This window comes from Novosphingobium sp. DS6-6, from assembly GCF_057784975.1.
In genome coordinates this window covers 175,582-194,808 of record NZ_JBYNTS010000002.1, presented here as the reverse complement: position 1 = coordinate 194,808, position 19,227 = coordinate 175,582, and the positions used below count along the sequence as shown (strand labels likewise).

19 protein-coding genes are annotated in these 19,227 nt (G+C 65.7%); 9 read left to right on the top strand and 10 right to left on the bottom strand.

The window, feature by feature from the left end; all coding sequences use genetic code 11:
• The 5 genes from AC3EDY_RS03190 to AC3EDY_RS03170 are packed head-to-tail and all read left to right on the top strand — an operon-like array spanning position 1 to position 3,912.
• Positions 1–1,179 (top strand): amidase, encoded by a 1,179-nt coding sequence (locus AC3EDY_RS03190; protein WP_488571017.1) that lies wholly within the window; start codon positions 1–3, stop codon positions 1,177–1,179.
• A 3-nt stretch (positions 1,180–1,182) separates the two neighbouring features.
• On the top strand, positions 1,183–1,488 hold the full coding sequence (locus AC3EDY_RS03185; RefSeq protein ID WP_488571016.1) for an REDY-like protein HapK: 306 nt from the start codon (positions 1,183–1,185) through the stop codon (positions 1,486–1,488).
• Positions 1,488–2,285, top strand: a complete 798-nt coding sequence (locus AC3EDY_RS03180) for an SDR family NAD(P)-dependent oxidoreductase (protein WP_488571216.1) — start codon at positions 1,488–1,490, stop codon at positions 2,283–2,285. Before AC3EDY_RS03185 ends, AC3EDY_RS03180 begins: the two co-directional genes overlap by 1 nt.
• Positions 2,285–3,166, top strand: a complete 882-nt coding sequence (locus tag AC3EDY_RS03175; protein ID WP_488571015.1) for a polysaccharide deacetylase family protein — start codon at positions 2,285–2,287, stop codon at positions 3,164–3,166. The genes AC3EDY_RS03180 and AC3EDY_RS03175 overlap by 1 nt, the downstream gene beginning before the upstream one ends.
• Entirely contained in the window at positions 3,163–3,912 is a 750-nt protein-coding gene (locus AC3EDY_RS03170; RefSeq protein ID WP_488571014.1) for an enoyl-CoA hydratase/isomerase family protein, read from the top strand. The genes AC3EDY_RS03175 and AC3EDY_RS03170 overlap by 4 nt, the downstream gene beginning before the upstream one ends.
• 125 nt (positions 3,913–4,037) lie before the next feature.
• Here the strand turns inward: AC3EDY_RS03170 and virB11 are convergent, their stop codons facing one another.
• Genes virB11 through AC3EDY_RS03130 form a run of 8 tightly spaced genes read right to left on the bottom strand, consistent with a single transcriptional unit; the run spans position 4,038 to position 11,877 of the window.
• Positions 4,038–5,075: a P-type DNA transfer ATPase VirB11 gene (virB11, locus tag AC3EDY_RS03165; protein ID WP_488571013.1), complete on the bottom strand. Its 1,038-nt coding sequence runs from the start codon at positions 5,073–5,075 to the stop codon at positions 4,038–4,040.
• Positions 5,072–6,133 (bottom strand): TrbI/VirB10 family protein, encoded by a 1,062-nt coding sequence (locus AC3EDY_RS03160; RefSeq protein ID WP_488571012.1) that lies wholly within the window; start codon positions 6,131–6,133, stop codon positions 5,072–5,074. Before AC3EDY_RS03160 ends, virB11 begins: the two co-directional genes overlap by 4 nt.
• Positions 6,133–6,822, bottom strand: coding sequence for a TrbG/VirB9 family P-type conjugative transfer protein (locus AC3EDY_RS03155; RefSeq protein WP_488571011.1), 690 nt, complete (start codon positions 6,820–6,822; stop codon positions 6,133–6,135). The genes AC3EDY_RS03160 and AC3EDY_RS03155 overlap by 1 nt, the downstream gene beginning before the upstream one ends.
• Entirely contained in the window at positions 6,819–7,631 is an 813-nt protein-coding gene (locus AC3EDY_RS03150; RefSeq protein WP_488571010.1) for a VirB8 family type IV secretion system protein, read from the bottom strand. Before AC3EDY_RS03150 ends, AC3EDY_RS03155 begins: the two co-directional genes overlap by 4 nt.
• Positions 7,628–8,899 carry a TrbL/VirB6 family protein gene (locus AC3EDY_RS03145; protein ID WP_488571009.1) on the bottom strand — a complete coding sequence of 424 codons (1,272 nt, stop codon included), beginning with the start codon at positions 8,897–8,899 and terminating at the stop codon, positions 7,628–7,630. The genes AC3EDY_RS03150 and AC3EDY_RS03145 overlap by 4 nt, the downstream gene beginning before the upstream one ends.
• Positions 8,899–11,280 (bottom strand): VirB4 family type IV secretion/conjugal transfer ATPase, encoded by a 2,382-nt coding sequence (locus tag AC3EDY_RS03140; protein ID WP_488571008.1) that lies wholly within the window; start codon positions 11,278–11,280, stop codon positions 8,899–8,901. The genes AC3EDY_RS03145 and AC3EDY_RS03140 overlap by 1 nt, the downstream gene beginning before the upstream one ends.
• Positions 11,253–11,537: a VirB3 family type IV secretion system protein gene (locus tag AC3EDY_RS03135; RefSeq protein ID WP_488571007.1), complete on the bottom strand. Its 285-nt coding sequence runs from the start codon at positions 11,535–11,537 to the stop codon at positions 11,253–11,255. Before AC3EDY_RS03135 ends, AC3EDY_RS03140 begins: the two co-directional genes overlap by 28 nt.
• Before the next feature lies 1 nt (position 11,538).
• A complete protein-coding gene (locus tag AC3EDY_RS03130; protein ID WP_488571215.1) occupies positions 11,539–11,877 on the bottom strand; it encodes a TrbC/VirB2 family type IV secretion system protein in 339 nt (112 codons plus the stop codon).
• Between the two features lie 282 nt (positions 11,878–12,159).
• Here AC3EDY_RS03130 and AC3EDY_RS03125 point away from each other — a divergent pair, with 282 nt between their 5' ends.
• The 3 genes from AC3EDY_RS03125 (at position 12,160) to ada (ending at position 16,330) form a co-directional block, all read left to right on the top strand.
• Positions 12,160–14,280 carry a hypothetical protein gene (locus AC3EDY_RS03125; protein WP_488571006.1) on the top strand — a complete coding sequence of 707 codons (2,121 nt, stop codon included), beginning with the start codon at positions 12,160–12,162 and terminating at the stop codon, positions 14,278–14,280.
• Positions 14,281–14,299: 19 nt separating this feature from the next.
• Positions 14,300–15,013 carry a hypothetical protein gene (locus tag AC3EDY_RS03120; RefSeq protein ID WP_488571005.1) on the top strand — a complete coding sequence of 238 codons (714 nt, stop codon included), beginning with the start codon at positions 14,300–14,302 and terminating at the stop codon, positions 15,011–15,013.
• 213 nt (positions 15,014–15,226) lie between these two features.
• On the top strand, positions 15,227–16,330 hold the full coding sequence (gene ada, locus AC3EDY_RS03115) for a bifunctional DNA-binding transcriptional regulator/O6-methylguanine-DNA methyltransferase Ada (protein WP_488571004.1): 1,104 nt from the start codon (positions 15,227–15,229) through the stop codon (positions 16,328–16,330).
• Between the two features lie 34 nt (positions 16,331–16,364).
• Here ada and AC3EDY_RS03110 read toward each other — a convergent pair whose 3' ends face one another.
• Complete coding sequence (locus AC3EDY_RS03110; protein ID WP_488571003.1) at positions 16,365–16,835, bottom strand: DUF1203 domain-containing protein; 471 nt, start codon at positions 16,833–16,835, stop codon at positions 16,365–16,367.
• Positions 16,836–16,959: 124 nt separating this feature from the next.
• Between AC3EDY_RS03110 and AC3EDY_RS03105 the strand changes: the two genes are divergently transcribed.
• Positions 16,960–18,183, top strand: coding sequence for a serine hydrolase domain-containing protein (locus tag AC3EDY_RS03105; protein WP_488571002.1), 1,224 nt, complete (start codon positions 16,960–16,962; stop codon positions 18,181–18,183).
• Here AC3EDY_RS03105 and AC3EDY_RS03100 read toward each other — a convergent pair.
• On the bottom strand, positions 18,163–19,137 hold the full coding sequence (locus AC3EDY_RS03100) for a helix-turn-helix domain-containing protein (protein ID WP_488571001.1): 975 nt from the start codon (positions 19,135–19,137) through the stop codon (positions 18,163–18,165). The two genes, AC3EDY_RS03105 and AC3EDY_RS03100, sit on opposite strands and share 21 nt — an antisense overlap.
• Between the last annotated feature and the right edge of the window lie 90 nt (positions 19,138–19,227).

The window sequence follows — 19,227 nt, the reverse complement described above, 5'->3', positions numbered from 1 at the left end:
GTGATCGATTGGCTCGATCTCGAACGTCGCAACGCAGCGCTCAATGCCTTTGTCGATTGGGATCGATCGGCACGACCCGGCCCGGGTGCGCTCGAGGGCGTCACGGTCGGCGTCAAGTCGAACATTGCGGTTGCCGGACTTCCCTGGACCGCGGGCCTGGGCACCAGGCGCACGATCATCGCCAAAGGCGATGCCGAAGTGGTCCGCGCCTTGCGCAACGCCGGCGCGGTGGTGCTGGGTTCGCTCAACATGCACGAAGCTGCTCTGGGCGCCACGACCGACAACATGTTTTATGGTCGCACGCACAATCCCCACCGCCACGGCCACACGCCTGGTGGATCGTCCGGCGGTAGTGGTGCGGCCGTGGCAGCGGGTCTGTGCGATGTGGCGCTTGGCACCGACACGCTGGGCTCCGTGCGAATTCCGGCTGCCTATAACGGTGTCTATGGCCTGAAACCGACCAATGGCCTCGTGTCGGTCGACGGTCTCGTGTTCCTTGAGCCCAGCCTTGATTGCATCGGCCCGCTTGCCCGCGATCTCGGCATGCTCTCGAGGGTCCTGGCGGTGATCGGCAACGTGCCCCCCGCGCGCCCTTTCAACAGGCTAATGTTGCTGGGCAATCTCAACGGCGTAAAGGTGGAAGCCGGAGTACAGGCGGCGTACGACCGGGCCTGCCTCGCGCTCGATCTGCCCGCTGCCGAATTGTCCCTTGCCGACGACGCCACTGACATCCGCATGGCGGGCTTCATCGCGGCCGGCCGTTATCTGGCCAGCGTGCTGGGGAACGCCCGCCAGCACGAGCCTCATCTGCTGTCAGACGAACTGAAAGCCATGCTCGACGTGACCGCCCGCCTTCCACTCAGGCCCGACATTCTTGATCGGACGCGAAGAGCCATTCGAACGGCACTGGGCAGCGACGGGGTGCTGATGATGCCGACCACGCCGCAGACCGCCTTTGCTCATGGCTGCCGCGCGCCGGCGAACCAGGCCGATTTCACTTCGCTCGCGAACATTGCGGGGTTGCCGGCGATCGCCTGCCCCGCGGGGAAAGATGACGATGGCCTGCCCGTTTCGATCCAGCTGGTAGGTCCCGAAGGAAGCGACCTTGCCCTGATCGCGCTTGCGGGCCGTCTCGAGCCCGTGCTCGGCGGGGCGATAATAATAGCTGAAGGAGTCTGAGTCTTGCGCATCATCTGCCTGTTCAATCTGCGGCCCGGGGTTGCTGCCGCCTCCTATGAAGCCTGGGCACGCAACACGGACATTCCCGGAGTGAAGGTGCTCGAGTCCGTACAGGACTTCACCGTCCATCGCGCCATCGGGCTGTTTGGTGCAGAGGGTGCGCCGCCATACGACTACATCGAATGCATCGACATATCCGACATCGACACGTTCACCCGTGACGTGTCGGATGCGGCATTCCAGGCGGTCTCTGCGCGGTTCAGCGAATTTGCCGACAACCCGCAATTCATCCTTACCGAGAATCTGTGATGGGCCGGTTTGCGGGCAAAGTGGTGGTGGTTACCGGATCGGGCAGGCATCGCGGACTGGGTCAGGCCATCCTGCAGCGATTTGCCGAAGAGGGCGCGTCGTGCGTCGTTTCGGATCTGGCGGTGACCGACGAGACCCAAAGCGTGGCGGAAGAACTTCGCGGCCGTGGCGCGGCCGTGGAAGTGATCGCCTGCGACGTTGGCGACGCCAGCCAGTGCGCGGCGCTGGTGGCGCAGACGGTGGAACGGCTCGGGCGGCTCGATGTGTTCGTCAACAACGCCGGCATCGGTTTCATGATGAAGCCATTTCTGGAAGTCGATCCGCAAGACTGGGACAGGGTTCTGCGTGTCAACCTCTCGGGTGCCTTCTATTGTACGCAGGCGGCGGCGCGAGCGTTGATTGCCGGGCAAGAGGGCGGGCGGATAATAAACATCGCCAGTCAGGCGGCAAAAACCGGCTTCCCGCATCTGCCCGCCTATGTCAGTTCGAAACACGGCATGATCGGCCTGACCCGGGCAAGCGCACTGGAGTTGGGCGCATACGGTATAACGGTCAACGCCGTCTGCCCCAACCACGTCACGACCGGGCTTGGCGCCGAACAGAATGCCTATTTCTCGAAACTTCTCGGTTTCGACAGCGTGGAAGCCTATCTCGCCAACATGGCGGCAAGAAACCCGATGGGGCGCCCTGGCTGGGCAAGCGATACGGCTGCCACTTGCGCCTGGCTGGCAAGTGCCGATGCTGCTTACATAAATGGAGAAGCCATCAATGTCAGTGGTGGCGAGGAGATGCACTGATGCCTTTGTCCGCTATCAATCCGGAACGGATCGACTGGCCCCACGCTGCCAAGCTGGCGCTGTCGGTCGTGGTCAATGTCGAGGAAGGGTCGGAGATGACTATCGCCCGGGGCGACAAAGGCATGGAACCGGTCGATGAACTGGGCATCCACCTCAAGACCCCGATCCGCAACTATGGCAACGAGTCAAACTACCTGTACGGCATAAAGGCCGGTGTTCCCAGGATAGCCAAGCTGCTGCAGGACCATGGCATCAAGGCATCATGGACGGTGGCTGCGCTCAGTCTGGAAAACCATCCGGAGGTTGCGGCCGTCATTCGCGAATTGGGGCACGAGCCGGTCAGCCATGGCTGGCGGTGGGTGCATCAATTCCGCATGGACGAAGCGATGGAACGCGAATTCATCCGCAAGGCGGTATCGTCGATCGAACGGACCACCGGTACGCGACCCTATGGCTGGCTGTCGCGTTATCTTCATACCGACAACACCCGGCGGCTGCTCGTGGAAGAGGGTTTTCGCTATCATATGGACGATTATTCGGGCGACGTGCCGTTCTGGGACCGGCACACCGTCCCTGGCCGCCCGATCGCCATCGTTCCCTATCAACTCGACACGAACGACATGAAGATGTGGACCGACCCGGCCTATACTCCTGCAAACTGGCTGGACTATGCCCGCCGATGCTTTGACCAGTTGTACCGCGAAGGTGTGGAGGGAAACCCGAAGATGATGTCGCTCGGTCTTCACCTGCGTATCATCGGGCGGCCCGGCCGCATCTGGGCGCTCGAGGAGTTCCTGCGCTACGTGGCCGGTCATGAAGGGGTATGGTCCGCAACCCGGCTGGAGATCGCCGATGCACTCGCGATGGTCGAACCCGCGTGACGCTGCGTTTTGAGCAACACGGCCGGATCGCGCACCTGCTGATCGACCGCGCCGCCAAGCGCAATGCCATCACGCAGGCAATGTGGGAGCAATTCCCTTCGTTGATCGAACGGGCCATGGCCGACGACCAGTGCCGGGTTCTGCTGCTTCGTGCAGCCGAACCCGGGGTCTTTTCGGCCGGAGCGGACATTGCCGAATTTGCAACCGGTTCACGTGATCCCATGTGGCGGGCACGGAACAGGGCTGCCATCGCAGCAGCACAACATGCCTTGTCGAACGCCGTCAAGCCGACGGTTGCATTTGTGGATGGCGATTGCATCGGCGGCGGATGCGGCCTGGCGCTGGCCTGCGACATCCGCGTGGCAACCGATCGTGCGCGCTTCGGAATTACGCCAGCAAAGCTCGGCCTCGTGTACTCGCTTCACGACACCAAGCTGTTGGTGGATCTGGTAGGGCCTGCGCAAGCCAAGCGCATCCTGTTCACGGGGGACCTGATCGGCGTCGCCGAAGCCTGGCGCATCGGTCTGGTAGACTTGCTCGACATCGACGGGCTGGCCCTGGCCGAACGGATCGCAAAGAGTTCGGCGCATACCGCGCGCGAGACCAAAGCAATGATACGCCGAATTCTGAGCGGCCAGGTCGATGACGACGAAGTGACGTCCGCCCTGTTCGAAGATGCCTTTACGCTGCCTGACTTCGCCGAGGGCGTTAATGCGTTTCTGGCCAAGAGACCACCGAACTTCTAGGCGGCGGATCTGCAAGTGCAGACGGCTTGCCTACCCGTCTCAGCATTCATGTGGGACCGGAAGGCCGGAAGACGACCTTGTTTCCGACATTGTCCCGATCCTCGATCCCGCCCGGTTCGGGCCGGTCATCCGATCGACACGTCATTGCCGCGTGCCTCATCGGCGCGGAAATCCAGGACGTGGGAAACGCGGCGTCTGCCCTCGCGGCGCTCAAGCTGCACGACGATATCGAGCACGTGGCGGATATAATGGACGATGTCGGCCCGGCCCAGATGCGATCCGGCCTGGACGATCAGCGCGAGCTGCTCGATCGCGCCCTGGGGATCGTTGGCGTGGATCGTCGTCATCGATCCGGGGTGGCCGGTGTTGATCGCGCGCAGGAACGTGTAGGCCTCGCTGCCCCGCAGTTCGCCCAGGATGATCCGGTCGGGCCGCATGCGGAGCGAGGCCTGCAGCAGGTCGTCCGCCGTCACCCGTGCTTCGCCGAGTTCGCCCTTGACGGCCACCAGGCCTACCGCATTGTCCTGCCGCACCAGCAGTTCGGGCGTATCCTCGATCAGGATCAGCCGCTCCCGGTCCGGCACTTCCCGCAAGAGCGCGTTCAGGAACGTGGTCTTGCCCGTGGACGTGCCGCCCGAAACGAGAATGTTGCGCCGCTCCCGCACCGCGCCGGCCAGATAGGCGGGAATCTCTTCTGGCGATGTCAATGCCCGCCGGGCGGCAGGCGGGCGGGCCGCGACCAGCGCATCCCGGAACGCGCCGGCGCGGGCATAGTCGCCAAGCGACAGGTCCGAGACGATGTGGCGGCGAATGGCAATCGCCATCGGCCCCCGCGTCGCGGGCGGCGCCACGATCTGCACGCGCGATCCGTCGGGCAGCCGCGCAGACAGCAGGGGATGTTCGCGGCTGATCCCCTGGTGCGCGATGCTGGCGATCTGCCGGGCGAGACGCCAGAGCCGCGCGTCGTCGAATTCGGGCGCGTCGTGCCGCTCGCTGGCGCCGCTCAGCGTTTCGATCCAGACCTCGCCGGGGCGGTTGATGTAAAGATCGGTGACGTCACCGCGGGCAAGGTGGGGCAGGAGCGGCGCCAGCCAGGCGTCGAGAAACGGAAAGGGCGAGTCCGTGTTTGCCGCCGCCTGGCGGTCGCCGGGCGCGCGTGTCATGGCCGTGCCGTCGTTCCGCCGAAATCGAGATCGCGGGCAACGAAGATCGCGATTTCGGCGCCCTGCCGCACTTTGACGGTAGGCCCTGCGGGAACGTTGAAGATCGGTGTCTGACCAAGATTGCCGCCGCCCTGGCTGGAAATCACTACGTTGCCTTCGCCGATCCGCGCGGCGCGGTTGACGCCGATCGTCAGCGCGGACTGCAGGACCGCGTTGGCGAACCGTTCGAAAAAGTAGTTGTTCACCCGGCCGCTCAGCCCGGCGCCGCCCAGATTGTCGGCACCGGGGGAGCCGATGCGGATGGCGACGCCATCGGGCCGGATCAGCCGCGTCCAGGTGACGAGTACGCGCCGCGCGCCGGCCTGAAGATCGCCCTTGGCCTCTCCGATCAACCGGCTGCCGCGCGGGATCAGCACGCGCGTTCCGTCAAAGCCGCGCACGTCGCGCGACACCAGCGCGCGCGCCAGGCCGGCGCGGCTGGAATCGATCGGCGTTTCGAGCACGGCGGGAATGAGCGTGCCTTGCGGAACGAGCGCGGAACGGTTGCGGATCAGCGTGGCGCGCACGGCCTGGTCGTCGCCGGCGCCACCCTCGGCGGGCGATTTCGCTTGCCCGGCGGCCGCTGCATTGGTGTTGCCGGTGCTGAGATCGAGCACGAGAACGGGCGACGGCTGGCCGTTCGTCTCGACACGGACGGGCGGGCTCTGGATGCGCACGGGCTGGATGGGCGGCGGCGGTGGCGGAAGGGGCATTGGCGCCGGTCGCGGCGGTGGGGGTGGCTCGACCGGCATCGGCTCTGGCTCGACCGGGGGCGGCGGGGGCGGCGGCTCGGGCGGCACGGCCAGCGGTGGGGGCGCAACCAGCGGGACGCCGGCGGCCGGCGCGGGCCGCTCGGGCGCCTGCAGCGCGCGGCGCCGCGAATCCAGAGTCACGAACAGAACGAGACCGAGCAGACCGCACAGGACGGCGATGGCCGCCCCGGACAGGCCCGCGCGGGGCAGTGGAACGACCGGGGCAATGTCATGCGGCGGATCGATGTTGCGCGGATCGGTCGCCATCAGGGTGCCTTGTCCGGTTGGCGGGTTGCCGTCGCCCGCAAGCGGCCGGAACGGAAAATCAGGCGCGGCGCGACCGAGTCTATCACGAAAACGCCGTCGCGCATTGCGCCGTTGACGATCGCTTCCCGGCCCGCGGCATCGATCGTGTAGATTGCCGGCAGGCTGCGTTCCGGTGGCCAGGTGATGTAGGTGGCCTGGCCATCGTCATTGATATAGAGCGGGCGCAGCGCGCGCGCGCCGGCAAAGCGATAGGTGCCGCGCCCCGGAAGCACGGCGACGTCTGGCGCGGTCGTGACTCCGGGATAATCGAAGCGCAGCACATGGGCGACCGAAAGGCCGCTTCCCGCATCGGGGCTGAGCACGAAGCTGTAGCGGCGCGCATCGGTCACCACGGTAAGGTTGGTTTCGACGGCGTTGGCCAGCTGTTTCACGAACAGCAGATCGGCTCGCTTGTTTGGCGTCACCTGCCATCCTTCGCCGGCGCCGATCGCCACGTTCTCGATCCGCTCGTCGGGCGAAAACTCGATGGTCATGGAAAAGTCCCGCGCAAAGGCAAGGCGCACGACCTGATCGGGATCGTAGCGCACCGATTGCAGGCGGGAATCGCCCGATCCCGGCTGCGGCTGCAATTCCGCAAAGGCCGGGCTCGCCATCGCGAGCGCCACGCAGAAGAGGGCCCGGTGCTTCATGGAGCGGCTTGCGGGGTCGCAGGGGGCATGGTGGCAGGTTGTGGCGCGGCAGGTTGCAGGCTCGCAGGTTGCAGACCGGCGGCTTGCGGGGTCACGGGGGGCGGCGCGGGCGCTTCCTGATCGCGGCGATAATGGACGACCTGGAACCCGAGCGGATTGATCAGCCGCTCTTCCAGCGCCATCGGCGCGCCCGAGAAGCGATAGCGGACGACCGATGCCCAGGGCTCGCGCGTGCCCTCAGTCTGGCCCTGATCCCGCCGTTCGGTATCGAACCGGACCAGCGCCGTGTTGGGGCCGATGGGCGATACGCTCTTGACGTGCACCGTGACCACGCTGGTTCGCGGCAGGCGCTGGAACGGGCTGCCCGGATTGGCAGCGGGCATCAAGGCCAGGTAATCATTCCGTGCGCGATCGGCCGACCACAGCGCGACTTTCCGGTAATCGCCCGAAACCGTCGCGATGTCGAAGCCCTCGCGGGCGATCACGTATTGCGCCAGAAGCGACTGGGTCAACGCCTGATCGGCCACCAGGGGATCGGCACTGCCGCCTTTCAGCGTCTGCACGAACCCGGTCTGGCGGTCGACCAGCAGGGTATAGGGCACGACCGTCTTGAGCGGCATCAGCAGGGCAAGTGCGACCGCTTCCAGAATTGCGATTCCCGCTGCCACGCCGGCCACCAGCCAGGCGATGCGCCGGGACAGGCGCAGACCGGCGTCACGATCCTCTGCCCAGCTTGCCGCCCTGGCATAGTACGCGGCCCGGCTTTCGGGTTGCGTTACGGTTTCGGCTGATTCCAAAGGGGCCGTCATGCGTTTCCATCCCTGCGAGTCGCCGCGGCGGATGGGCGCGCGGTCAACGATCGGCGGCCACGCTGGCCCAGCGGCGGCGCCTGGCTGGCCATGTTTTCACCCCCGCCAACAGGGGCGACGCGCCGCCCCGCCGGGTCCGCGGCGTCGCGGCGATCGGCCGTCCGCACCGATTCGGCGATAAGCGCCGCTCTCGACGGCAAAGGCATGGCCGCCGGCGCCGTGGTGGTTCCGGGCCTGTTTGCGCGCGCCACCGCAGCGTCGGGCATGGCGGTCACTTCTCTTGCACCGCCCGACGAAGCAAGGCGCGGCATGACGAGGCGCAGCGAGGCGCTGCTCAGCACCCAGGCCAGCGTGGCCAGCGAAAAGATCAGGATCAGGGCGAACAGCGCTGCCGCGACCAGCAGTTCGCCCGACGCGCCCGGGCGGATGACCCCGGTCTGCAAGCTTTCCGCGATCGCCAGGAGCTGGGGCTGGATCACGGCCATTTCGATCCCGAAGATCGCTGTCGCCACGACGCTGCCGAGAACGGAGAACAGGATGCCCCTCGCCCAGCCTTCGAAGATCGCCTGCGTTCGTGCGAACAGGAGCGACAGGATAAAGAGCGGGCCAAGCGCCAGCAGAAATCCAGCAATGATACGGGGCACCAGAAATCCGAAAAGGATAGACGAAAGGAACACGATCGACGCGCTGGAAAGGTAGGAGCGGTCGAGAAGGGACAGCTTGTCCGGCTCGTCGGCGACAGCATTGCCGGGCGGCGTCTGGCCTGCGTTGCCGCCCGGCACCTGCCCCGGGTCGCCGTTCGGCGCCTGGTCCGGTGCGGGCGCAACGGGCGAAACCACTTTGGGCGGAATGTTGGCGATGCCGTCGATGCCCTCCCAGATCGCCTGTGCCTGTTCGAGCAGATCTGCGCGCGGATCGCCGGCCGGGCGCGCGAGCGTGCGCGTCAGTTCCGCCGGGCCTTCGATCGCGACGCGGTAGAACAGCGCCTGATAGGCTGCCCACTGGGTTCCCAGCGTCAGCACCAGCCCGATACGGAACGCGAGATAGACCCCGTTGCGCACTTCGACCCGCTCTCCGAGCAGGAGCCGGTAACCGAACAGCGCGATCGCGATGGTCAAAAGGCCCCCGAGCGCGGCCGATACCGGCGACCCGGCGCCGGTCAGTGCCAGATAGCCCCCTTCGCCCAGGGTCCTGACGCGGCAATCGACCAGCCTGACGATATCGACGGCGAAAGGCGCGTCGGGCGCGAAATCTGCGCAGACCTGCATCAGGCCACTCTCAGCAGGCGCGGCATCCAGTCGGCCGGGTCGTCGCCCACGGCCTCGCGGATCGAATCGAGCAGCCGCACGGTCCGCTCGCGGCCCGAAAGGATGGTCAGCAGTTCCGTTTCTCCCGACAGATTCAGCCGCGCCACCACGCTGTCGTTGCCGTGCTTGATGAGAAAGCAATGCGCGTTGTCGGGCAGCGTGCGGACGATGTCGTACTCGTGCGCCGTCAGCCCGAAGCCGTCGCGATAATCCTCGGCACGCGCCTTGGGGTTGGCCATGAAGATCTGCGTCGCCGCCTGTTCCACGATCGCGCTGGCGATCCGGCTGGACAGCGCGTCCTCGGCGCTTTGCGTAGCGAAACCGACAATGCCGTTGCGCTTGCGGATAGTCTTTTCCCAGTCCTTGATCTTCTGGACGAAGACATCGTCGTCGAGCGCTTTCCAGCCCTCGTCGATGACGATGATCGCCGGCGATCCGTCAAGCCGTTCCTCGACGCGGTGGAACAGATACATCATCGTCGGGGTGCGCAGGGCCGGATCATCGAGTATCCGCGTCATGTCGAAACCGACCGTGTCGCGTCCCAGATCGGTCTGGTCCTCGGCATTGTCGAACAGCCAGGCGCGGTCGCCATCGCCCCACCAGGGGCGCAGCCTGGCCCACAGGTCGGCCGCATGGGGGCGGTGGCTGCCGCGCAGCAGTTCGCCGAAATAGCGCAGCCGGCGATAGCGCGGTTCGGCGGCAAAGCTGGCGTCGATCGCTTCGTGAACGCGGGCAAGCTCGTCGGTATCGAGCGGGCCGCCGGCAAGGCGGCCGATCCAGTCGGCCAGGAACCGGCGGTTTTCGGGCCGATCCTCGATGCGCAGGGGATTGAGGCCGGACCCTTCGCCCGGGCGCAGGGTCTGATAAGCACCGCCGATGGCCCGCACGAAAAGTTCGCCGCCACGATCCTTGTCGAAAAACACGATGCGCGGCCGGTATTTGCGCGCTTGCGCCAGCAGGAAGTTGAGCACCACCGTCTTGCCCGAGCCGGACGGGCCGATGACGGTGAAATTGCCGAGGTCGCCCTTGTGGAAATTGAAGTGATAGGGGCCGGCGGCGGTCGTTTCGAGCACGGTGACCGCCTCGCCCCAATGATTGCCGGCGGCGCGGCCGCTGGGGAAATTGTGGGCGCTGGCAAAGCTGGCGAAGTTGCGGCTCGAAACCAGCGCGCGCCGCGCGATGAATTTGAAATTGCCAGGGAACTGGGCCCACCACGCGGCTTCCAGCCCGATCTCCTCGCGCACGGCGATCAGGCCGAGATCGGTCAGCGAGGCCTGGACTTCGGCCACGCCGTCGTCGACCTGCTCCATGCGTTCGGCCCGCACGGCGACGGTGAGATGATGCTCGCCGAACGCTGCACGGCCCGCCGCCAGATCGTCCTTGGCGGCGGCAAGCTCCTGCCGAAGCGAAAGGGCCTCGTCATCGGCCGCGCGCATGCGCCTTAGCGCGAGATTGACACGGCCCAGCCCGGCGCCGCGATCGACGAAGCCGAAGCTTTGGCTGATCACCATTTCCACCGGCAGGCGGAGCAGATTGTCGAGCATGCCGGGCGCCGTCTGGCCCGGATAGTCCTTGATCGACAGCATGGCCGTGAAATGCCGCGGGGCAAGGCCCGTCGGCCCCTGTTCGACCAGATCCTGACCAAAGCTGATCCGCCGATAGGGAAGATAATCGGCCACGCTGCCATGGGGAAAGCGCACCGGGCGCAGCTCGCCATTGAGGATCAGCGAGAGGAACTCCAGCGGTTCCGAACATGGCCCGGCGGGGGTGTCATAGGCGCCGAGCAGGCGCGGTCCATAGCTGCCCAACGCCGCGATGAGCTGTTCCGTGGCGGCCGAAAGCGCGCGGCATTCCGCCGCCAGTTCAGCCTCGCTGCCGCCCTGGTTGCCACTGAATTTCCCTGCCAGGCGGTCGGCGATGCCGCCCCGCCCCTGCAGCGGCCGGCGGATGATCGTCACGAACAGGTCGTTGACGAACAGTTCGCGCGTGGCGAGGCGTGCGCGCCACGCCGTGTCCAGCCGCGTGCTGAACGGATCGGGATAGTCTCCGGCAACGTGAGGCTCTACCCGTCGACGGACGATGTGATGGTAAAGGGCAAAGCGCGACGAGCCGATCGCCTGCAGCATCGCGTCGCGCAACATCTTGCGATAATTGATCTCTTCGGTATCGGCTGTTTCGAACAGAAACCCCTCGAGCTGGATCACCTGCATCAGCAGGCCGCCGTCGAGCGCAATCGTCTGGTCGTCGACAAGCCGATCGTAGGGGAGTTGCACGGAGACCGGGCGCTCGCGCTCGGCGATCCGCTCGTGTGCGCTCAGGGGCGATAGGAATTGCAGCGCCATAGCCGGTAATTCGGGATACGCTGGCAGCGCGATGCCTTAACCAGCCAGAGATCGAAAAAGCGCGGCTCGCGCAGACAGGCGAGCCAGCCGGTCACATGGATCACCAGTGCGGCCAGCAACACCCAGGGAGACTTGAGAAGCAGGAACAGCTCGGCCGTCACCACGCCGTTGACCACGAAGAAGCTGTACGTCACGCCGGCAAACATCTGCGGGCGCGTCAAGGCAACGAAACAGGTATCCCGATCGAGCAGAACCATGTCAGGACGCGGACGACGCCACCGACTGGATGCCACCGACGATGCTCGCCGCGCCGAACAGGATGAAGCAGCCCAGAATGACGGTTGCGCCATAGCGCCAGTTCATGCGCCCGGTCAGCATCAGGAAACCGACCATGGCGATCGCGATCACCGCCACGACCGTGGCAACCGTGCCCAGCAGCGTACCCTGAAGCCACTGGACGGCACCGACAAGCGGCCCTGATCCGGCAGGATCGCTATAAGCCACCTGGGCTCTGGCGGATACGGAGGTCAGCAGCAGAGCGGCACCCGTTGCACAGTCACGCAGGAATCTGCGGCCGATTCGCGCCGCCGGGGCCATTAGTTCTCTCGACATCGTATCGTTATCCGCAACCTCGCACCCGGCGTAACGCCACGCGCTCCCGGTGGTCTATAAGCGTCACATGCAGAGCACGCAAGCGTGAGGGGGTTCGATGCCCGGGCGACCCTGTCCGAAAGGGAAGCGGACAGAGCCGTTTATGGCAATTAACTCTAAATTAACGTTTTCATTAATACTTTCTGAATACTGTAACAAAGCTGCGGTAAGTTTTTAATACGAAATATTTCAATCGTCAGTTGCATTTTAAATCAGGGGATCGCGAATATGGTAGGGAAAGGAATTCGCCTGGCGAAGCCGGGCGTGGCGTTGTGGCTGTCGTGCAGTACCGTGGTCGCTATTCCCCTGGCTCTGGGGCTACCGGCAACAGCGCAGGCACAATCGACCAAATCGGACGCCGGACCCGACCAGACGATCACCCTGCCACAGAACACGGCAACCATGGCGGGGAAATTGGCCAAGGGAACACCGCTCTGGGTGGTCAAGTCCGGTCCTTCCGGCGCCAGTATTCTCTCTCCCAACTCGTTGACGACCAAAGTGACGTTCCCGGGCGCGGGCGTCTGGACGCTCGAATTGCGCCAGATCGGCGCCGTCAACCGCGATTCCATGGTCGTGACCGTGAAGGCGGCATCGGAAGGCACTGGCACTGGCACTGGCACTGGCACCGGCACTGGCACCGATACCGGCACTGGCGGAGGGACGACCACCACGCCCACCAGCAGCGGGCTTTCCCTCGTCACCGCATCGAAAGTCGCCATCGCGCTGAAATGGGAAGCGGTTCAGAATGTCGTCGATTACCGGGTCTCGCGCAACGGCAGCCAGATTGCCTTGCTGGAAGAAACGCAGGTTCATTTCCGCGACATGGATCTGACCCCGGGGACCAAGTATGATTATGCTGTCGAGGCGCTCGATGCCGATGGGAAGGTGATCAAGTCCTTCAACCTCTCGGCCACCACAAAGACCGGCTCTGCCGATTTCAGCAGCGACGACGCCCCGCCGTCGGGCATCCTCTCGCGTGCGCTCACCACGTTCGACTGGACGCCCAATTCGCTGTACGACACCTGCTCCAAGGAACTGCACGACAGCTTCTGGGCTTATGGCCCCGACAACAAGGCCTATCCCACCTGGCATCCCCCGATCTACGAGTTTGCCGACGGCACCACCTGCCGCTTCGGTCACGAACATGGGCAGGATCAGCGTATCTCGGCCCTGTACAAGACTGTCGGTCCGATGCCGTTCGGCTATGTCAGCGAGCAGCTTGCGCCCAATGATCCCAACCAGCAACGCAACGAAGATCACGTCAGCCACAAGGTATCGCTGTTCAACCGGCTGGAAGGCAACGATCAGACGACGGGACAGGACATTGAATGCGATATCTTGTTCAAACTGCATCAGGGCACGCATTCGCCCGATGCGTTCCGTAATCCCTCGCACGAACGCTTCCTCAATTTCCGGTGCACGAACGGAGCCGAAGTCCACTTCAAGGCGCTTCATTCGTTCGGAGACATGAACAGCTTCACGCAGGAACTCAGCCCCTTCGTGTCGCGATCGGAAATCACCACGGCCGGCGCTTTCCCGACCAACCAGCCGCATGGATCGGATCGGCGCAACATTCCGACCCTGTTCACCATCCAGCAGGGCATCGAATCCTACGGGATTACGATGGCCGACGCCGTGTCCGATCTGCCCGATCCTGCCTCGGGCCTCAACAACTGCGACAACTGCCGTGGGTCGGACGGTTTCGCAGCCTACGTTTCCAAGTGGAACAACGAAGTCTGGCAGGGCGGCCCCTCGGCGCGCCTGACCGGTGGCGAGGAAGTCAACTACGACACGCTGTTTCTCTGGGGGGCCAACCCGTACTGGTGGGTGCGCAATCCAGCCCGCTATTACAATCCCGAAGGAAACCCCGATCCTTCCGACAGCAAGGGCTACATGCTCGGGCGCCAGATCGACATGTGCTACCAGAGCGCGTCGGTCATTTATGGGACGATGGATTGCCAGGTTGCTCGGACCCGGTCCAATAACCAGGCGATCGCCTGGGACAGCCCGCAGTCGCCTTTCAACGGCACGTTGCGGTTCAACGAATTCCAGAATTTCGATCTTTATAATCCGGACAAGGCCAACCGACGCCTCTATTCGACGCCATACGGTGATTTCCAGGCCTTCATGAACCTTGTCTCCAATGTCCCGCGCACGCGCAGCAGCACCCATCCGATCCGGCAGTATTTCTCGCAGATGACGCATCGGAGCAGCATCGTGGCAGCCAACTGGGCCGGAACGCAGTCTTGCGGCGGACGCGGCGGACGCGGCTCATGCCTCACGGACTTCAACCAGTACAAGCTGAAGAACGGCCAGCAGGTGAGCGCAGGCATTCATGCGCCCAACTAAGGCTTTTCGCGTTATCGCCGTGGCTGCAATCGCTGCAGCCACGGCAACCGCGACGTTGCCGGCAAGCGCGGCCGCACCAGCCGTCGGGGTCGGGCGGTCATCTTTGCCGGTGGTCGCGCGGTTTGCCCTGGAAAACGGGGACATCGTCAAGCTCCGCTATCGGAACGACGAGAACTACGACCTCGTCTCGGAACGGGGCGGGCCGCGCACGCTGGTCCTCAACGGGCGGATTTTCCTGGTTTCCGACCGGCCGCAGCCGGGAGAGCCTGCGGCCTACGCGTTCGGCCGTCTGGCGCCCCGGGTTCCCCGGCCGGCGCCGGGGACCTTTGCATTGAGGCAGACGACCATACCCAGGGCGGGCGTCCAGGCCTGGGGACTTGCCAGCCGCGAGGTGGCGGACGTCAAGCTCGATCGCCCCGGCCCTTATGACGGGCCAGCCGAATACACGGTTCTGAAAGACGCCGCGCTTGCCCAGGCGCAATTCGCGATCGTCTCCCGCCTGCTTCCCGCGATGGACATGTCGCGATGCGGCGACGGTGTCCAGCAGCTCACCGCATGGTGGCCCGACCGGCTGACAGGATCGGGATATGCCGTTCTCGCGGCCTCTTCCGGCGTGCGGCTGGCGGGGCCGGTCAGCACGCAGCGCTTCCAGCTGGGGCTTCCCCCGGGGGAAGTACGCCAGACGATAAACGCCATCCTGCAGCAAAGACGCGCGCAGAAGCCACCACGCTGAGGCAGATGCCCCGGCGCCGGCGGGGCAGGTCGCCAACCGCGGTTCGTGCAGGCGATAGACCTCGGCCCGGCAGCTTGCGCGGCAGGCCTCGACACGATCGGCAGGCCGGCGTCATCGGCAAGGCGAAGGCGTTTTTCCGCCGCAAGTTTCGGAGCGCGATGCGCCGCATTGTCGCGGTAAGCAGGATGCGATAGCCACGACCCGGACACTGCCATGCCTGCGCTTTCCGATCCCGATCTCATTCTGGCCGACCCGCGCTATGCCCAGGTGCGCGCGCGTGACAGGCAGGCCGATGGGCAATTCGTCTATGCCGTCGGCACGACCGGCGTGTTCTGCCGCCCTTCGTGCGGCGCCCGGCCGGCCAAGCCGCAGAACATGGCGTTCTATGCAACGGCGGTGGATGCCCAAAGCGCCGGCTTCCGGCCCTGCAAGCGCTGCAAGCCGACCGCGGCGGGCGAAGCCGGCGGGGCCGACACGCGGATGTGCGCGGTTGCGGCGCAGATCGCCGCGCGGGCGGACGAGCCCCTTACGCTTGCCGTGCTGGCGCGCGCCGCGGGAATGAGCCCGTTCCACCTTCAGCGCACGTTCAAGGCGGTATTCGGGGTGAGCCCCAAGGAATATCATGCGGCAAAGCGGCTGGAGGCTTTCAAATCCGGCCTGCGCGCGGGGGACAGCGTCCTTGGGGCGGTCTACGATGCCGGATATGGCTCGACCAGCCGCGCTTACGAACATGTCGACGGCGGCCTGGGCATGACGCCCTCGGCCTATCGCGCAGGCGGCAAGGGCGAACATATCGTCCATGCCACGCGCGAGACGGCCCTGGGCCCCTTGATGATGGCGGCAACCGGGCGGGGCGTGTGCTTCGTTCAGTTCGGCGAAAATGCCGAGGCGCTGTTGCGGCAACTTGCCGCCGAATTTCCCGCAGCCACGCTAAGCCCGGCCGAAACCGCCGGCAATGCCGCGCTCGACGACTGGATGGAAGCGATCGACACGCATCTGTCCCGGGGCGGGCCGCAGCCGGACCTGCCGGTCGATCTGCGCGGGACGGCGTTTCAGATTCGGGTCTGGCGCTTCCTTCTGGGCATCAAGGCCGGTGACGTCGTCAGCTATGCCGACGTGGCAAAAGGCATCGGCGCGCCGCGGGCGATACGCGCGGCGGCAAGCGCATGCGCGGCAAACCGCATCGGGGTGCTCGTGCCTTGTCACAGAGTGCTGCGCGGCGACGGCGGACTGGGTGGCTATCGCTGGGGCCTCGAGCGCAAGCGCGTTCTTCTCGACAGGGAGCGCCAGGCGCGGGCTGCCGGCCACGAGGCATAAAGCGCAAGCGGTTCGCCGCGTGCGATCGGATCCGTCATGCGCGATCGACCCGTGCGGCATAGCAGCCCCGCTTGGCGAAATGGGCATGGAGGTAAGCGACCTCGGGATTGCCCAACAAGCGCTCGATCAGCTGTGTCAGCGCTGCCTCTCCTTCGGCCAGGTCCGCATCGACCATATCGCCCGCCGCGTCGAACGCGCGGAGCGAGATCGGCCTGATCCTGAGTGGTTCGGGAATCGCATCCCGTTCGTCATAGGCCCGTTCGGCCCCTTCGCGCACGAAAATCGCATGGCGCGCGCGATAGGGGGTGTCGGCGGGCTGGTGCTCGTAGTTGAGCAGCAGCAGCGTTTCGCCCGGCTCGGCGTCGCGCATTTCGATGCGATCGGGAAAGCCCGGCTTCCGGTCGGCGTGGCAACGCCGGACGTTGTGCTGCGCCAGGATGTGGTCCGGCTGCCCATAGAGATGCCGGAACGGCGCCGGATCGAGCCCGCTGATGCGAAAGGACATGGTCGTTCTCCTCTTTGGCGTTCGCATAGCGCCGGGCGTGGCCGGTCACGCTCCGAACCTTGCGGCCGAAACGGCACGCCCTCGGCATCTCGCCAGCATGCCGCCTTTGCGTTAAGGCGGAGGCATGGTTCGCCGCTTGCTCGTTCTCTGCCTTGCCCTGTTCGTTCCGGCCCGCGCGTGGGGCCAGGGTCCGGCGCCCGTTCCCGCGCCCATCCCGGCAACCGTGATCGCCACGTTCGATCGCGCCCATATCCGCGCCGTGGCGGCGGAAGGCGCTGCCGATCGCGCCACCGGGCGCGCGGCGGGGCTCGACAGCCCGGTACGCGTGGCATCGGTTTCAAAGCTCGTGACGGCGCTTGGGGTGATGCGCCTTGTCGATCGGGGAGTGCTCGATCTCGATGCGGACGTTTCGGTCTACCTGGGCTGGAAACTGCGCCATCCCGGCTTTGCCGAGCGTCCCATCACGCTGCGCATGCTGCTTTCGCATACGTCCGGCCTGGTCGATGGCGACGAACTCTATCTCGTTCCCCTTGGCGAAACGCTCCGCCAGCGTCTTGCCGACGCGCGGGTCTGGGATTTCGACCATGCCCCGGGCTCTGGCTGGTTCCGCTATGCCAATATCAATTTCCCCGTCGTCGCCAGCGTGATGGAAGCAGCGACCGGCACACGGTTCGACATGCTGATGCGGCGCGACGTGCTGCGGCCGCTGCGGCTTGACGCCTGCTACAACTGGTCTGGCTGCTCGGCTGCCGCGTTGCGCCGTGCCGTCGTGCTCTATCGCGCCAGCGGGGAGGTTGCCCGCGACGATCTGGCCGGCAGGCGCCCCGATTGCCTGGTCGCGACTGCGCCCGGTGTCCCTTGCGATCTTGGCGGATATGTTCCCGGCGCGAACGGGGCGCTGTTCTCGCCCCAGGGCGGTCTGCGCATATCCATGCGCGATCTGGCGCGGCTGGGCCGGATGCTGGCGAACGGCGGGCGCCATTTTCTGTCCCCCCGCAGCTTTGCCGAAATGACGCGGCCGCAATGGCGGCTTGGCCCGGGCACGGGGGGCATCGGCGAGGACGGGGCGGCAGACGGGATGTTTTGCGCCTATGGGCTTGGCGTGCATCTTGTCGGCATGGGCGCCGCCGGCTGCCATGACGATCTTTTCGCTGACGGTCGCTTTCGCCTTGGCCATCCCGGCGAGGCTTATGGCCTGCGATCGGGCTTGTGGCTCGATCCGGCGCGCCGCACGGGCGTTGTCTGGTTCACCACGGCGCTCGCGCCCGAAACGCCCCCCGGGGTGCACAGCGCCTTTTCCCTGGCGGAGGAAAAGATCGCCGCGCGATCAGCCCGGCCGGCCCGGTAAAGGGCCGCCCCGCGCCGCGGCCGGTGCATGCTCGGCACGGCAGCGGCGGCGCCATTCCCGAGGGCTGATGGCATATCGCTGGCGAAAGACCGTCGCCAGATAGCCGGGATCGGCAAAGCCGACCGCGCTGGCTATTTCGCCGATCGGCAGCGCGGTGGCGCGCAGCAGATAGGCCGCCCGCTCCACCCGCAGCCGGCGGATCGTCTCGGCAAAGCTGCTGCCGGTTGGCGCGAACTGGCGATGCAGTTGCCGGATCGAGCAGCCGCATTCCCTGGCGGCCAGACCGGGCGAAAGGTCGGGATTGTCGAGATGGAGTTCCAGGAAATCGATGATCCGGCCAAGCAGCATGGTCGGGCCCGCGGCGCGCGGGGGCGGGGGCGGGGTGCTGAAGGTTTCGGCCAGAAGCAGCAGGAACGCCGGCAGCGCCTGGGCCAGGCTCTGTTCGGGGGCATTGTGGCTTTGCAATTCCAGCGTTCGCGCCATGGCGGCAAGCACCGCACCGCAGCCATGGTCGCTGGCCACCGGGCGCCCCAGCGTCAGCCCGGGCGGCACCAGCGCCGAGGGGATCAGCACCGCGATATTGCGGGTGGCGCCGGTGAGATGGAGGCTGTCATGCCAGTTCGCACCGTCGAACAGCGCCACTTCGCGCACCGACAGGGGCGGCGTTCCGTCATCGGCCTGGGCCCGTCCCGAGGAAAAGAAGATCAGCCAGTGATGCAGCGCGCGGACCGACCGATCCGGATCGTTCCAGCGCATGTCGATATGGCCCGACCCCTCGCCCCGGGTGAACGCGACATCACCGACCAGGCCCACACGGATGCGGAAGGCCGGGCGATCGAGATCGACGCGGCTGACGCACAGGCTGGCAAACGTCGCGCGCATGGCGGCGGGGGCGTGATCCAGTGCGCCGGCCGGCGTGATAAGTGCGGCAACGGGGATGTTCGCGGCAAACACCGGCACTACTTTCAATATCAGTGTCGCTCCGTCAAAGGAAATGTGCGTGGGACGTCGGTATCCTCTCGCAAGCGAGCCATGCGGCGACAG

Coding starts and splice junctions, on each gene's coding strand:
- AC3EDY_RS03180 (WP_488571216.1), top strand. CDS start 1,488: ATGGGCCGGTTTGCGGGCAAAGTGGTGGTGGTTACCGGATCGGGCAGG.
- AC3EDY_RS03175 (WP_488571015.1), top strand. CDS start 2,285: ATGCCTTTGTCCGCTATCAATCCGGAACGGATCGACTGGCCCCACGCT.
- virB11 (WP_488571013.1), bottom strand. CDS start 5,075: ATGACACGCGCGCCCGGCGACCGCCAGGCGGCGGCAAACACGGACTCG.
- AC3EDY_RS03160 (WP_488571012.1), bottom strand. CDS start 6,133: ATGGCGACCGATCCGCGCAACATCGATCCGCCGCATGACATTGCCCCG.
- AC3EDY_RS03155 (WP_488571011.1), bottom strand. CDS start 6,822: ATGAAGCACCGGGCCCTCTTCTGCGTGGCGCTCGCGATGGCGAGCCCG.
- AC3EDY_RS03150 (WP_488571010.1), bottom strand. CDS start 7,631: ATGACGGCCCCTTTGGAATCAGCCGAAACCGTAACGCAACCCGAAAGC.
- AC3EDY_RS03145 (WP_488571009.1), bottom strand. CDS start 8,899: ATGCAGGTCTGCGCAGATTTCGCGCCCGACGCGCCTTTCGCCGTCGAT.
- AC3EDY_RS03140 (WP_488571008.1), bottom strand. CDS start 11,280: ATGGCGCTGCAATTCCTATCGCCCCTGAGCGCACACGAGCGGATCGCC.
- AC3EDY_RS03135 (WP_488571007.1), bottom strand. CDS start 11,537: ATGGTTCTGCTCGATCGGGATACCTGTTTCGTTGCCTTGACGCGCCCG.
- AC3EDY_RS03130 (WP_488571215.1), bottom strand. CDS start 11,877: ATGGCCCCGGCGGCGCGAATCGGCCGCAGATTCCTGCGTGACTGTGCA.
- AC3EDY_RS03125 (WP_488571006.1), top strand. CDS start 12,160: ATGGTAGGGAAAGGAATTCGCCTGGCGAAGCCGGGCGTGGCGTTGTGG.
- ada (WP_488571004.1), top strand. CDS start 15,227: ATGCCTGCGCTTTCCGATCCCGATCTCATTCTGGCCGACCCGCGCTAT.
- AC3EDY_RS03110 (WP_488571003.1), bottom strand. CDS start 16,835: ATGTCCTTTCGCATCAGCGGGCTCGATCCGGCGCCGTTCCGGCATCTC.
- AC3EDY_RS03105 (WP_488571002.1), top strand. CDS start 16,960: ATGGTTCGCCGCTTGCTCGTTCTCTGCCTTGCCCTGTTCGTTCCGGCC.